Genomic DNA, 14,813 nt, shown 5'->3' with positions numbered 1-14,813 from the left:
CCGGCTTTTCAAGGCACTGGAATTTCGACCCTGCTGTTGGCATTTCCCGATTGGGAACGGAAGGTCAAATTCTAACGAGACCGGAGCGCTTCAACAACCCCATCAGAACCAAGGGCAAAAGCGTGGTGATGAGAATGGCGATGAATGCCATGGCCATGCCGAGGCCGACTGAGCCTTGCTCGAACTGACGCCAGATGAAGATCGAGATGGTCTGCATTCCAACTGGAGCCACCAGTATCGATGCGACGAGTTCCCGCGTGGCGACGGCAAAGACGAGCAACATCGCCGTTATCAGGCTGGGGGCGATCAGAGGCAGCATGATGCGCCGGAAAGCGGTGAAGCTGTTTGCGCCGCAAACACGTGCCGCAGCTTCCAGATTGTCGCCGATCTGGTGGAAGGCAGCCGATGCATAGCGGATCGGCTGCGGCAGAAGAATGCAACAATAGGCAAGCAGCAGGATCAGCGGCGTATTGTAGGGCGAGACAGGCAGCATGGGTTGGTTCCATGCAAGAATGAGACCGACTGCGACGACGACACCGGGCAAAGCATTTGGCAGGACGGTCAGTATATCGAGCCAGAAACGCCCGCGAAAGCGCATCTTCACGACGGCATAGGCGGCAACCGCGCCGAGCAGTCCTGTCAGCAGGGCACTCGCAACACCGAGTGACAGGCTGTTGACCAGTGCACGCATGCCACCTGCGCTGTCTTCGGCAATGGCTGCAAAATTGTCGAAGCCGAGGTTCGATGGGGTTAGCCCGCCAGATACGGTTTTGGAAAGAGCGGTCGCCAGAATGGCCAGCAGAGGAATGCCAGTCGCAGCAAAGGCGATGATGGCGAACAGAACCACCACGGGAATTGTGAGGGCTCCAAGCGGACGCTTGTCCTTTGCCTGCGGCTTGCCGCCGGTCGTCACATAGGAGCGGCGCGTCAGTATCCAGCGCTGGACCAGAAAGGCGGCCAGCGACAGGCAGACAAGCGCCAGCGAAAAGACGGCAGCTCCTGCAAGGTCGATGGGCCAGTCGGAAATGCGCAGATCAATTTCCGTCACCAGAACTTCAAAGCCGGAACGGCGTCCAAGGGCTGCGGGCGTACCGTATTCCTCGATAGCTGCCGCGAAAACCAGAAGAAGACTTGCCGCGAGGCCCGGCGTCGCCAGCGGCAGGGTAATGCGGAAGAAGGAACGCCAAGGCGAGGCCCCGAACACCCGTCCGACATCGGAATAGCGAGCGCCAACTGCTTCAATCGTGCGCGACACCGCAAAATAGACGAGCGGAAACGTGTTCAGCGCCATGACGAAACTCATGCCTGCGACAGAAAACAGGAATGGAGCCAGATTGAAACCTGTGAGCTGTTCAAGATAACCGCGCGGCTGCAGGGTCATTATCCAGCCAAGCGTGGCGATATAGGGTGGGATCATGAAGGGCACGAGCATCAGCACGTCCCACAATATGGCGAACGGCACCTTGTAGAGTGCCCGGAAAACTGCAAGCGGTACGGCGATGAGGGCAGAAAGCACAACCACCGAAAGCCCGAGCAGAACGGTATTGCCGCTCATGCGCAAAAGCTTCGGGTCTTCAAACAGGGCCGAGAGATGCAGGAAAGGCTCGGCCAGCGAGCCTCTCCCCAGTTGCGGAAAGATTGCCTGAAGGACGATGAAGACAAATGGCACCGCGACGATGAATGCGAGCCCGGCGACCGCAACGAATCCGAGCGGATTGCCAGCCGCCGCACTGCCTGTCTTCATGTCTGCTGATCCTTCAAGAGTTAGTTGCTGGCGGCGAAAGCGGCACCGAATTCCTTCAGCGTATCGTTGCGCTTGCCATAGACTTCCTTGGCGTCGATCGGCAGGATTTTCAGGTCGCCGATCAGCGGGCGATTGGCCGGAATGTCGGTACGCGACGGCATCAGATAGGTGTCGGCAACCATTTTCTGGCCTTCGTCGGACAGCATATAATCGATGAACTGCTTGGCTTCGTCCTGGTTCTTCGACCATTTGAGGATCATGGCCGGTCGCGGTGCAATCACTGTGCCGGATGTCGGGAAAATGACGTCGATGGATTCACCCTTGGCCTTGCCCGCGAGCGAGATGTAGTCGACGGCACCGAACACGGCGGCCTTGGCGCCTTGAAGGACGGGGTTCAAAGCTTCTGCGTTGGCACCGGCGACAGTTGCGCCGTTCTCGTGCAGGTTCCGGAACAGGTCCCAACCCTGTTGCGCCTGAAGGGCGGCAACGAGCTCGAAGGTCGCTCCCGACTGTGCCGGGTCCGGCAGATTGACGAGATCCTTGTATTCAGGCTTGGCGAGATCCGCCCATTCGGCGGGCTTCGGCGTCTTGCTGGCAGGGTTCCACGCGATACCGAGGGCAGAGACGCCCTGCGCGACCGCCGTTTCATTCTTGAGGAAATCCGGCACTTTTTCGGCGTTCGGGCTGGTATAGGCGACCAACCAGTCACGCTTGGCGAAGTCGGTTGCCGTATCCCACGAGGCCGAGATCAGAACGTCGACAACCGGATTAGCGGCTTCCGCTTCGATGCGCGCCATGACCTTACCGGTCGTTGCCTGAAAAACATTGACCTTCGCACCGGTCTTGGCGGTGAAGCCTGCGGCAAGCTTTTCGATCAGGCTGCCCGGACCAGCCGAGTAAACCGTGATATCTGCATAGGCCGCAGTGCTGGCCAGCAAAGCGGTGACAAGCGCAAGCCCCGCGCCGAGAATGGATTTTTTCATGTTTGCCTCCTGAGATATTCCTGATGGAATGGTCTATTTTGAGAACCAACGCAGCTGGCTGGCATCGACGGAAATGCCGACCGGAACGCCGGGTGAAAGACGGATGCTGTCGAGATAGGTCAGTTCGTGACCGTCCTGCTGCGAGCCGATACGCACAGTGGTCAGATGACCGTCGCCGCGAAACTGCGAGCGCAGGACCGTTGCCGGGATTGCAGCTTCATGGACGGGCCCGCTGCGAACCGAGCGCGACGGCAACAAGACATGCGTTGCCTGTCCCGCATGAGAGCCACGGGCGATGTGGATACCGGTGCGCGCAATCCTGTAGGCGTTTTCGCACCGCTCCACAGGGACGACACAGCCGAGCCGCAGAAAATCTGCGACTTCCGGTGTTGTCGGTTCTGCGACGAGTGCTTCCGGTGCAGCCAGCTGCTCAATCACGCCGGTGCGCATGACAGCCACCTGATCGGCAAGCGAGAAAGCTTCGCTCTGGTCGTGGGTGACATAGATCGCGGTCAGGCCGAGATTGGCGACAAGCTGTCCGATCTCGGTGACCATGTTTTCGCGCAGTTCGCGGTCGAGATTGGAAAGCGGCTCGTCGAACAATACCAGTCCCGGCTCGGCGACGATGGCGCGGGCAATGGCGACGCGTTGCTGCTGGCCGCCCGACATATCGCTGATGGCACGCTCGCCGAAGCCCGAAAGACCGACGCGGTCGAGTGCCGAGGCAACACGCTTTTCGCGCTCTGCACGGCCGAGGCCGCGCATTTCGAGCGGAAAGGACACATTGCCGAAAACAGTCATATGCGGCCAGAGCGCATAATCCTGAAACACCATGCCGAGATGGCGCTTCTCAGGCGGAATGAACGATCCTGTCTTGGCATCGGCGACGGTGACGCCGTTGATTGTGATCGAGCCCTTGGTCGGGGCGAGAAGGCCAGCCACGAGACGGAGCAGTGTTGTCTTGCCGCAACCGGATGGCCCAAGCAAAGCGAGCGTCTGTCCCTTCGGCAGTGAAAGATCGATATTTTTCAAGATGGTGGCTGTGCCGTAGGCCAGATTCAGCCCTTCGGCCCGAACGGCGACATCCGCTTTAATATTCGAGGAATGCAACATTTTCCCACAATCCAAATAGATTGGGAGCTTCTATTCCGATTGCATGACAGTGGCATGACGCTGCGGAAGCTCATCTTGTTTACCGTTGGGAACCAATCGCCATCGCATCGGTTTGTCCCTTCATGCGACAAAGGAAGGGAAGACGATGAGATTTGGAAAACTTGCTCTTGGTCTGACAGGATTGGCGGTAGGATATGCGCTGACACGGGCAAGTTCGCCGCAAATCCCGCAGGGTATCGTGCCGGTCAAACCCTTCGATCTCACGCGCTATCTCGGCAAGTGGTACGAGATCGGGCGGCTTGAAAACCGCTTCGAGCGCGGTTTAACCCGGACGACGGCGGAATATTCATTGCATCCCGATCAAACCGTAAAAGTGGTCAATCGCGGCTTCGATCCATGGAAAGCGCGTTGGACACAAGCCACAGGAACCGCCCGTTTTGTGCGATCTGCCGATGAAGGCGCGTTGAAAGTTTCATTCTTCGGCCCCTTCTACGGGGGCTATAATATCGTGGATATCGATGAAGACGATTACCAGTGGTCGATCATTGTCGGTTCGACGCGGAGCTATTTCTGGGTACTTTCGCGCGAGCCCGAGGCAAGCGGAGAACTGAAGGCGCGAGCGGTCGCACAGGCCCTCCTGTTGGGGATCAATCCAGACACTATTTTGTGGGTGCCGCAATAAGCGCGAAAACCCTGCATCAAAAGGCCCGCCGGAGCGGGCCTTTTGGTTCTGATCTATGCCCCGTATGGCACCCAGATATTTTTCACCTGAATGGCACGGCGCAGATAATCCCGGCCCTGTCCTTCGGTCTTGTTGAGCCAGTTCGGCAAGCGGCCATTGCTGACCCACGTTGCCTTGAGGTTGCCTGCTGACGCCTTTTCGGCCATTGCGCTGCCTTCGCGTGAACCAAAATACCAGAGCGCAGCAACGTCATCATGTTCGGCAAGCGTCTTCGTCAGAAGGTCACGCTCGCCAGTGACGATGTTGACCACGCCGCCGGGCACATCGGATGTGTCGAGCACCTGATAGAAATCACCTGTGATCAGCGGATGACGGCTCGATGGTACAACGACCGTTCGGTTACCCATGGCGATTGCTGGCAAGACCAGAGAGACAAGCGAAAGAAGCGGCGCTTCATCAGGGCAGACGATGCCCATCACGCCCCAGGGTTCGTTCATCGCCAGTGTCACATGACGCGACTTGGTGGAATGAACTGCACCATCGAACTTGTCGGCCTGTGCGGCATAATAGAAAATCCGACGCAGCGCGGTTTCAAATTCCTCTTCCGCTTTTTTCTCGCTGATGCCGGTGCTTTCGATCAGCCGTGCCACGAAATCCGTGCGGCGTGCATCGAGGTTTTCGCCAAGATAATAGAGCACCTGAGCCCGGTTATGCGCAGTGGCTGCGCCCCAGCTTCCAGCCTTGCTTGCAGCTTCCACGGCATTGCGGATGTCCTTGCGGTTGCCGATGCCAGCCTGCCCGATGACCGAGCCGCCCTTGCCCGTGACCGAATAGCTGTAGCCGCCATCCGGACGTGCCTGCTTGCCGCCAATATAGTTCTTTATCGTGCGGTCGATACCGTCGATGGTGATCTTGTCATCGCCGGAGGGCGAAGCTGATGGCACGAAGGCTTCCGCAATCTTGGTCGCGGACAGTGCCTTTTCCCAATCGGAGACGAGATATTCGTACATGCCTTCGCGTGCGCCTTCGCGACCGAACCCGCTTTCACGGTAGCCGCCGAAGCCTGCGCCCGCATCCAGCATGTTGGTGCAGTTAATCCAGACGACACCGGCCTTCACCCGCGCAGCAAGATCGAGCGCGACATTGATGTTTTCAGACCAGATCGACGCGGCAAGCCCGTAGCGTGTATTGTTGGCGAGCGAGACGGCTTCATCGGGAGTGCGGAAGGTTGTTGCTGCCGCAATCGGCCCAAAAATTTCCACCTGACAAACGGTTGATGCCTGATCCACATCGGTGAAGAAGCCGGGAGCGATATAATTGCCTTTGGCGGGAAGCGGGTTCGGCGTCTGCCAGAGCTCGCCGCCTTCGTCGATACCCTTTTGGATAAGATCGGAAATGCGCTTCACCTGACCGGGTGAAACGATGGCGCCGACATCGGTGGATTTGTCGAGCGGATCGCCGACGCGTAAGCTTTCGAGACGCTTTCTGAGTTTGGCATAGAAGCGCTCGGCAATGCCTTCCTGCACGAGCAGGCGCGAACCTGCGCAACAGACTTCGCCCTGATTGAACCAGATGGCATCGACCACGCCTTCAACTGCGGCATCAAGATCGGCATCTTCAAAGACGATGAAGGGCGACTTGCCGCCCAATTCCAGCGACAGCTTCTTGCCCGATCCGGCAATCTGCTCGCGAATGACACGGCCAACCTGTGTCGAGCCCGTAAAGGCCACCTTGTCCACGCCATCATGACCGCAGATTTCCGCGCCGGTGCTACCATCGCCCTGCACGATGTTGACGACCCCGGCGGGCAGGCCGACTTCATGGCAGATTTCCGCAAAGGCAATGGCCGAAAGCGGCGTCAGATCGGCGGGCTTCAGCACGACCGTGTTACCGGCGGCCAGAGCGGGTGCTATCTTCCAGGCAAGCATGAGAAGCGGGAAATTCCACGGAATGACCTGACCGCAGACGCCCACGGGCGAAAAGCCCTTGAACTCATCTTCCACCATCTCGGCCCAGCCTGCATGATGATAGAAGTGACGGGCGGCGAGCGGAATGTCGATGTCGCGGGTTTCGCGGATCGGCTTGCCGTTGTCCATGGTTTCCAGCACGGCCAGAAAACGCTCGCGCTTCTGAATATGGCGCGCGATGGCATAGAGATACTTGGCCCGTTCATAGCCCGAAAGTTTGGACCATTTGCCAAAAGCGGTGCGGGCGGCTTTCACCGCCTGATCGACATCTTCCGCGTTGCCGCAGGTGATTTCGGCGAGCTTGTCACCATTGGCCGGATTGGCAACCGCAATTGCCTTGCGGCCTTCCGGTTTGACAAAGGTCCCGTTGATATAGTGGCCGAAGGAACGGTCATGCTGTTCCAGCCACAGGTTCACATCGCCGTTTGCTTCGGGGGAAGGTCCATATTCCATGGTCTTCAGGATGTCCTTGATGGGTCGCATTTGAATCAATTCCTTATGCAGCAGCGTGACGGTTGGCGGCGGAGTAGCGCCCGGTCACGAAGTGCTCCAATTGTCGTTCGATATCGCCAAGCATCGACGATGCGCCGATGCGGAACAGGTCGGGCTCCAGCCAGCGATTGCCGAGTTCTTCCTTCATCAGTGTGAGCCAGGCGAGCGCGTCCTTTGCGGTCTTGAGGCCGCCCGCGGGTTTGAAACCGACGCTCTGACCGGAAAGCTCGCCATAATCGCGCAGCGCCCGCACCATGGTCAGGCTCACTGGCAAGGTGGCGTTGACGTCTTCCTTGCCCGTCGAGGTCTTGATGAAATCGGAGCCCGCCTGCATCGCCACCATCGAGGCGCGATAAACATTGGTCAGCGTATTGAGATCGCCAGTGGCAAGGATTGCCTTCATATGTGCATCCCCGCAGACTTCGCGCATGGCAGCAATCTCGTCGTAGAGAGCCGACCAGTTCTGTGTCAGCACATGCTCGCGCGTAATCACGATGTCGATTTCATGTGCGCCCTGTTCGACGGCATAGGTGATTTCAGCGAGACGGAGCGGCAGCGGCGTCAGCCCGGCGGGGAAGCCCGTCGCCACCGAGGCAACCGGAATGCCGGAACCTTCAAGCGCCTTCACGGCATGGGGCACCATGGTGGGATAAACGCAGACCGCGCCTGTGGTGATGCCCGCATCTGCAAGGCCGAGCGCTTCCAGAATATCCTCGCGCACCGGACGGCGCGCCTTGGCACAGAGCCTGCGCACGCGGCCCGCCGTGTCGTCGCCTGCAAGCGTGGTGAGGTCTATGCACTGGATGGCGCGGATGAGCCACGCCGCCTGATATTCCTTTTTCACCGAACGGCGGGCGCTAATCGTAGCGGCACGGCGCTCGGAAGCGCTGCGATTGACGGATACATCCTCAAACCATTCCGGCTTGAGCGGTGTCCCGTTATTGCGGGGGAGGGCTTCGGTCATTTCATTGTCCGTTCGTGGGTTCAATTACGTTCAAGTGCGATCAGGCACGTTCGGTCGAAGGGGCGTGATCGCGGCAGAACGTTTCGAATTCTTCCTGGCTGGCATAGGCTTTCTGCGTGCCCGGCCGGGTGATGGAATGGGCCGCATAAAGAGCGGCCTTGCGAAGCGAGGCTTCCACATTGCCGGTCCCGGCATAGAAGCGGGCAAAGGAGCCGATAAAGGCATCACCCGCGCCTGTCGTGTCTTTCGGTGTGACCTTGACTGGTGGAATATTGACGATTTCGCTTGCCGTAATCATGCGCGCACCGCGTCCGCCGAGCGTGACGATGACGGTGCGGATGCCGCGCGCGATGAGCGAACGCGCAGCGGTGACGATTTCATCGTCCGTGCCGGTCGGCAGGCCGGAGAGGATCGCAAGCTCGCTCTCGTTCGGCACGAGAAAAGTCACCTGCCGGATCAGTTCGGGGTCAAGATCGGCGGCAGCAGGCGCAGGATTCAAAATGGTTTCGATGCCGTTTTCAGCGGCGAAAGCGATGGTGTGGTAGACTGTCTCGACCGGAACTTCCATCTGCATCAGGATGAGGCCGCACGCTTTCAGATCGTCCGCAGCCTTGTCGACTTCGGCGGGCAGAAGATCGGCATTGGCGCCCTTGACGATCAGGATCGAGTTTTCACCCGATGGCTCGACGAAGATGGGGGCTACGCCGCTCGATTTTCCGGAAACCTTGCGCACATGGCGCGTATCGACGCCGAACTCGTTCAGGTTGCGGATGGTGTTGTCCGCGAAAATATCGTCGCCTACACGGGTGACCATCATCACATCTGCGCCAAGGCGTGCAGCAGCGACGGCCTGATTGGCGCCTTTGCCACCACAGCCGATTTCAAATGTCGGGGCCTCCAGCGTTTCGCCGGGGCCGGGCATACGGTTCACATAGGTGATGAGATCCACCATGTTGGAGCCGACCACTCCGATCTTTCTGGTCATGAGATGTTCCTTTGAAATTTCAGAGTGCCTTGATCGAGGCTTCGAATTCTTCGGCGGCGGTTGTATCGAGATAGCCGACGCGCACTGGGAAAATGGCGCGCTCGCCCGATGCCAGCACCTGCACATTGTTCTTGGCCTTTTCCGCCAGATAGCCTTCCGGCTCGCAGGTCGAGGGCAGGGCAAAGGCTGCAACCTGGGCATCGCCGTTCACGAGAATCCAGCGCACGGTTTTTGGGAAGATTTCGGTCGGGTAGGAAATGCCAAATCCGTCGCCCTCGGGAAGCTGCATCATCAGATGGGTGTTGCCTTCGGCATCTTTCGGCAGTCCGCGAATATAGAAGACCTGCTCGGGATCGTAGCGCTCCGGTTCGTCCAGCACTTCCATCGCAGCTGGATCGGTGGCCAGTTCATCAATCAGCGACAGGTAATCATCATTGGGCGTAACGTGGCCGGGAACGGCGGTGCGCACCTGCACATGATCCGGCGTATAGGGCACCGGCTGGACGATCCGCGCGCCTTCTGCATAAGCGAAATTGACGTGACACATATACATCAGCTCCATCGGAGCGGATGAAAGGTTCTCGACATCCATGGTGATGTCGAACAGTGTTTCATCCGCATGAAGCCGCACGCTTGGCCGCGCCAGATAATGTGCACCGAAGCCCATCACATATTCATATTCGCCAGTGATTTCGACAAAGGCACCGCGCTCGTCATGACCGAAGAGAAGACCGGCCTTGTCCATCTGTGCACAGGCCATTTCGCCATGCAGAAGATGATTGTCCTGAGGCGAAGGACAACCATTGCGCAGGATGCCGCTATGGAACGCAAAGCAGCCATAGGTCTCGACGATGGTGGTTGCCGGACGCGGCATGGAGAAGCTGTTGCCCATTGTCAGATCGATGCCGTCGAATTCCGCGCCCCAGATCATCTGCCCCATGAAGGGCAGCACGATGAGATTGCCGCGTTCGTTCTCGACCAGCAGCGCCTCGATACCGCTTGGATAGCGAAAGGCAGTGACGCTGAGACCGTAAGTATTGGCGATGACATGCGGCTGTTGGACAAAATCCTGACGGCGAAGATGAAATTCGATGTCCTGCATAAGGGATCACCTGCCCTGATTGCGCGATGCGTTGATCGCAATGACGAGAATGAGGAAAGCGCCCCAGATGAAATCGATGAGGTGGTTGGAGAACCGCATCATCTGGAAGCCGGATGAAAGCAGCATCAGAGCAATCAGCGCGATAGCGACGCCCACAACACGTCCCTTTCCACCTGCCGGATTGGTGCCGCCGAGAACGGCGATCAGCACGGCCTGCAGCAGATAGGATGCGCCATAGTCCGACTTGGCGGCATTGGTGCGGCCCGAAAGGATGATCCCGGCTATGGAAGCAAGTACGCCGGTGAGCATGTAGGAATAGAGGACCATCCGATCCTTGCGGATACCGGCAAAGACCGCAGCACGCGGATTGGTGCCGATCAGCATGAGATTGATGCCGAGCGTCGTGCGTGTCAGGAGAATTGCCACGACGATGCATACGGCGATGAAGAGCAGGAATGGCGTGGCGATGCCGAACAGTTTGCCATTGCCGACCCAGTTCCACGCATCGGGAAAGCCGACGATTGCCGGGCCGCCTGTCAGAACCAGAGCCAGCCCCATCAAGACCTGCCCGGTGCCGAGTGTGGCAAGGATCGGTGTGATGCGGAGTTTGGCTATCAGCAGGCCGTTGACCAGTCCCGATACCAGCCCGATCAGCACGGCAAGCAATATGCCGATGATGGTGTAGAACAGCATGCCGGAACCGGACGTCTGCGCCGCCTGCACCATGGAGGAATGGAAATAAACTCCGGCCATGATACCTGCCAGATTGGCGATGCCCACCACCGAAAGGTCGATGCCGCCTGTCAGCATGGCAATCATCATGGCGACGGAGAGGATGCCCAGCTCCGGCATGATGTAGCTGATGGATTCGAAGTTGTAATAGCGCAGGAACTTGTCCGGGTTCATCCAGGTCATCAGCGCAAAGACCAGTACGGTGATGACGATGAGCTGGATGATGTTGTTGTCTCCGCCAAGGATGCGGCGCATGTCGAAAGACTGTTTCATGTCGCGTTCTCCTCTCAGGCGATACTTTTGCGGTCACGCCATGCGGTGATGGCTGTGGCGACGATGATGATGAGGCCGACCACGACGCGCTGCCACGTGGTGTCTACCTTCATGATGATGAGCGAGTTCTTGACCATGACGAGCATGAAGACGCCCATAAGCGTACCGAGAACCGTGCCCCGTCCGCCGAAGATCGATGCGCCGCCCAGAACCACGGCTGCGATCACGTCCAGTTCAAGCCCGACGAAATCGCGCGGATTGGCAAGCCAGATCATCGAGGAATGCAGAAGGCCCGCGAAACCTGCGAGCGCTCCGGCCACGCAATAGACGAAGAAGATGGTGCGGCGCGTATTGAAGCCGACACGCTTTGCCGCTTCCGGCGAGCCGCCATAGGCATAAACGCTGCGCCCGATCATCGTATAATTGAGGATCAGGTGGATCAGCAGCGCCAGCGCCAGATAGACGAGGAACATTGCGGTCAGGCTAAAGGCTGTTCCTGCAGCATTTGTCAGCGAAACAACATCCGTCTTGCCAAATTCGATCAGTTCCTTCGGCATCTTGTTGATGTTGACGGTGCTTGTACCCACCAGACCAAGCACCAGTCCGCGCACGATGGAACCGGTACCGAGTGTCACGATCAGCGGGATCATCTTGAAACGATGGATGATGAAGCCGTTGAATGCGCCAAGCAGCAGGCCGATCAGCGTTGCTGCCACGAACGGAATGAACACGCCGTCATAGCCGAGATAAACCATGGCGCGGACGGTCAGATACATGGCCGCGATGGCAAAAGCGGTGAAGGAGACGTCGATGCCGCCGGAAATCATCACCAGCAGAACGCCAAGCGCCATGATGCCGATCACGACATTGGAGCGCAGAAGGCCGAAGATATTGTCCAGCGACCAGAATGCCGGATTGATGAGGCCGATAATAACCATCGCCGCGAACAGCACGCAGGCAATGATGAATTCGGTACTGCGAAAGAACTTCATGTGCCGGTTCCTCAATTCAGCGTCTTGAGCCGGTCATTGACGGCATCTTCGGTCATGGTTTCACCGGAAAGTTCGTCGACGAAACGTCCGCGATGCATCACCAGCACACGATTGCAGTTCTGCACCAGCTCGGGCACGTCGTCGGAAATCATCAGGACGGCGAGACCTTCATCACGGGCAAGTTTGCGGATGATATTGTGGATCTGCGCCTTGGAGCCGACATCGACGCCGACAGTCGGTCCGTTGAGGATCAGCACTTTCGCGCCGGTCAAAAGCCAGCGTGCCAGCACCACACGCTGCGCATTGCCGCCTGACAGGTGATTGACCGGCGTATGCGGACCGGGGGCAACGATGTGCATCGCCGAAAACATGTCACGGGTCGTGGTGTCGGCCTTCTTGCGGTCGATGAAGAGGCCGCGCACGAATTTCTCGATGGATGTGACGATGATGTTGCGCTCGATCGATTGCGTCAGGAACAGACCTTCCGTCAGGCGATCTTCCGGCACATAGGCGACGCCGCAGGCAATCCCTTCCTGCACGGTTTTCGGGTGAACTTGCCTGCCGTCGATACGAACAGTGCCGGTGAAATCCGGCTTCATGCCGAAGAGCGCGAGTGCGAGTTCTGTGCGACCGGAGCCGATCAGCCCGGATATGCCGACGATCTCGCCCGCATTGAGAGCGAGGCTGGCATTTTCCACAGAGCCAGGAACAGAAAGGTTCGTGATTTCTAGGGTCGGATTGGCCGAAGCGCCTTCACGCGGGGTCCAGTGATAATGGTCCGATGTGAGTTCCTGACCGGTCATGGCGCGGGTGATCGACGGTTCGTCGAAATCGGAAATCGGGCCTTCGGCAACCTTCTTGCCATTGCGGAAGACGGTCAGCCTTTCGCTGATTTCCAGCATCTCGCGCATCTTGTGGCTGACGAAGAGTACTGCGATGCCCTGTGCCTGAATATCGCGCACGATCTTGAACAGCGCGTCGACTTCATGCCGCGTTAGTGCGGTTGTCGGTTCGTCCATGATGATAAGGCGGGCGTCAGCCATGACGGCGCGCGCAATCGCTACGATCTGCTTGCCCGATGTCGGCAGGCTGTCCACATCCGCATCGAGGTCGATGCTGACGTCGAGCCGCGCCAGCGCCTTCTGTGCCAGGTCACGCACGCGCTTCCAGTCGACGCCCTTGCGGCCTTCGATGAGAAAAGTATTGATGGCCAGATTTTCGGCAACGGTCAGGTTCCCGAACAGCGAGAAGTCCTGATAGATCACCTGAATGCCGTGATGAACCGACTTGACGGGATCGAGCTTGCCGACGGACTTGCCGTCGATCAGTATCTCGCCGTCTTCCGGCGTGTAGACGCCCGACATGACCTTGATGATGGTGGATTTGCCGGAGCCGTTCTCACCTGCGAGGCAGTGGATTTCGCCGGGCTTTATGGCAAAGGAAACGTCGTCCAGTGCCCTGACACCACCGAAGCGTTTTCCGATATGGCGCAGTTCGATCAGGTTTTCACTCATATGGGGGCCTCGTGCAAGGCTGGAATGCGATTTGTCCGATAGGAGGGGCAGGAAGCCCCTCCCGTCAGGCAGCCATGGATATCAGAAGTCGTACTTATCCATGTTTTCCTTGGTCACGCCGACCCAGCCTGCGCCATAGAGCAGGTTCGGCTTGGCAGCGTCAGGCGCCAGCAGGCTTTCATAGCCCGGCAGACCCAGATTGAGACCGGCCTTGATCTGGTCGTTCTTCTTTTCAAGCGCTGCGACGGCCAGCATGTTCATGGCATAGCCTGCAACGGCAGGGTCCCAGAACTGAATGTACTGAACATCGTCATTCTTGATATATTCGCCTGCGACCGAAACGAGGCCGGTGCCTGCGAAGAAGACCTTGCCCTTGAGCCCGCCTTCGGCGATCAGGCGTCCGGCACCGGCAGAGGTCGGCATTGGTGCGCCGAGAATGCCCGTGATGTCCGGATAGGCGGTCATCGCTTCCTTGAGCTTGTTATAGTCGGTGTTGGCATCGTCATAGGTTTCGAGACGGCCGGTTGCTTCCGACATTTCCGGGAAATTGGCCTTCTGGTATTCGACGGCACCGTCGATCCATTCCATCTGCGACTTGGAGGTCAGGCTGCCGACGGTGGTGACATATTTGCCCTTGCCACCCATCGACTTGCCAAGTTCCTTCATGAGATTGGCGCCATAGGCCTTGTTGTCGAAGGCTTCGATGTCGTAATCGACGTTCTGGATATTGGATGCCTCATGGCTGATGACCACGATGCCGCGTTCACGCGCCTTCTTCAGAACAGGTTCAACTGCTTCGACGGAAAAGGGCACGATGGCGATGGCATCCACCCCCTGCGCAATCAGGTTTTCGACGATCTGCACCTGTGCTGCGGCATCCGCCTGGCTCGGGCCTACCATCCAGACGTCATTGCCGGTGTCAGCCTTGAACTGGTCTACGCCGTCGCGCATGCGGTCGAACCAGGCAATGCCGTCAACCTTCACGACGGTTGCGATGGTGTATTTCTTGTCGTTGGCAGTGGTAATCAGCTCTTTGTTGATCTTCGAAGTGTCAACGACCCCTTCCGCAAGAGCGTGCGGAACGGCAACGGACATGGCAATCGCCACGGATGCTAGAAATTTCTTCACCGGTATTTCCTCCCTGGGTATTCTCTGCCGTCCGCCCTTGATGGCTCAGACAGGCACAACTGCTGCTACGCCGACGCAACTCCGGAACGGTGGGTGCGTCGGCGTTCTCCTCCATGCCCGGCTTCCCGGCCGGGCGAAAAAT

General features: G+C 58.4%; 12 protein-coding genes. 1 reads left to right on the top strand and 11 read right to left on the bottom strand.

Annotation, left to right across the window (positions count from 1 at the left end; translation table 11 throughout):
- Nucleotides 1-64: 64 nt before the first annotated feature.
- The 3 genes from ABDF71_RS18370 to ABDF71_RS18360 are packed head-to-tail and all read right to left on the bottom strand — an operon-like array spanning nucleotide 65 to nucleotide 3,840.
- On the bottom strand, nucleotides 65-1,744 hold the full coding sequence (locus ABDF71_RS18370) for an ABC transporter permease (RefSeq protein ID WP_258124547.1): 1,680 nt from the start codon (nucleotides 1,742-1,744) through the stop codon (nucleotides 65-67).
- A 20-nt stretch (nucleotides 1,745-1,764) separates the two neighbouring features.
- Nucleotides 1,765-2,727, bottom strand: a complete 963-nt coding sequence (locus ABDF71_RS18365) for an ABC transporter substrate-binding protein (protein ID WP_258124546.1) — start codon at nucleotides 2,725-2,727, stop codon at nucleotides 1,765-1,767.
- Between the two features lie 33 nt (nucleotides 2,728-2,760).
- Nucleotides 2,761-3,840, bottom strand: a complete 1,080-nt coding sequence (locus tag ABDF71_RS18360) for an ABC transporter ATP-binding protein (protein WP_258124545.1) — start codon at nucleotides 3,838-3,840, stop codon at nucleotides 2,761-2,763.
- Nucleotides 3,841-3,985: 145 nt separating this feature from the next.
- On the opposite strand from ABDF71_RS18360, the gene ABDF71_RS18355 reads away from it, so the two are divergent.
- Nucleotides 3,986-4,522, top strand: a complete 537-nt coding sequence (locus ABDF71_RS18355) for a lipocalin family protein (RefSeq protein WP_258124544.1) — start codon at nucleotides 3,986-3,988, stop codon at nucleotides 4,520-4,522.
- Nucleotides 4,523-4,575: 53 nt separating this feature from the next.
- On the opposite strand, the gene ABDF71_RS18350 is transcribed toward ABDF71_RS18355, so the two are convergent.
- From ABDF71_RS18350 to ABDF71_RS18315, 8 genes are all read right to left on the bottom strand, one after another.
- The gene (locus tag ABDF71_RS18350; RefSeq protein WP_258124542.1) at nucleotides 4,576-6,972 is read right to left on the bottom strand and encodes an aldehyde dehydrogenase family protein; all 2,397 of its coding nucleotides are present in this window, start codon (nucleotides 6,970-6,972) and stop codon (nucleotides 4,576-4,578) included.
- A gap of 13 nt (nucleotides 6,973-6,985) precedes the next feature.
- Nucleotides 6,986-7,945 carry a deoxyribose-phosphate aldolase gene (deoC, locus tag ABDF71_RS18345; RefSeq protein ID WP_029928241.1) on the bottom strand — a complete coding sequence of 320 codons (960 nt, stop codon included), beginning with the start codon at nucleotides 7,943-7,945 and terminating at the stop codon, nucleotides 6,986-6,988.
- A gap of 40 nt (nucleotides 7,946-7,985) precedes the next feature.
- The gene (gene rbsK, locus ABDF71_RS18340) at nucleotides 7,986-8,930 is read right to left on the bottom strand and encodes a ribokinase (protein ID WP_258124541.1); all 945 of its coding nucleotides are present in this window, start codon (nucleotides 8,928-8,930) and stop codon (nucleotides 7,986-7,988) included.
- A 19-nt stretch (nucleotides 8,931-8,949) separates the two neighbouring features.
- Nucleotides 8,950-10,032, bottom strand: coding sequence for an aldose 1-epimerase family protein (locus ABDF71_RS18335; RefSeq protein ID WP_258124540.1), 1,083 nt, complete (start codon nucleotides 10,030-10,032; stop codon nucleotides 8,950-8,952).
- A 6-nt stretch (nucleotides 10,033-10,038) separates the two neighbouring features.
- A complete protein-coding gene (locus ABDF71_RS18330) occupies nucleotides 10,039-11,037 on the bottom strand; it encodes an ABC transporter permease (protein ID WP_258124539.1) in 999 nt (332 codons plus the stop codon).
- A gap of 14 nt (nucleotides 11,038-11,051) precedes the next feature.
- On the bottom strand, nucleotides 11,052-12,029 hold the full coding sequence (locus ABDF71_RS18325; protein WP_094541899.1) for an ABC transporter permease: 978 nt from the start codon (nucleotides 12,027-12,029) through the stop codon (nucleotides 11,052-11,054).
- A gap of 11 nt (nucleotides 12,030-12,040) precedes the next feature.
- Nucleotides 12,041-13,543 carry a sugar ABC transporter ATP-binding protein gene (locus ABDF71_RS18320; protein WP_258124538.1) on the bottom strand — a complete coding sequence of 501 codons (1,503 nt, stop codon included), beginning with the start codon at nucleotides 13,541-13,543 and terminating at the stop codon, nucleotides 12,041-12,043.
- Between the two features lie 81 nt (nucleotides 13,544-13,624).
- Nucleotides 13,625-14,671 (bottom strand): autoinducer 2 ABC transporter substrate-binding protein, encoded by a 1,047-nt coding sequence (locus ABDF71_RS18315; RefSeq protein ID WP_258124537.1) that lies wholly within the window; start codon nucleotides 14,669-14,671, stop codon nucleotides 13,625-13,627.
- Nucleotides 14,672-14,813 lie beyond the last annotated feature (142 nt).

The sequence above is a fragment of the Ochrobactrum sp. WV_118_8 genome, assembly GCF_039631535.1.
GTDB classification, from domain to species: Bacteria; Pseudomonadota; Alphaproteobacteria; order Rhizobiales; family Rhizobiaceae; genus Brucella; species Brucella anthropi.
This window is presented reverse-complemented; position numbering and strand designations above follow the sequence as displayed.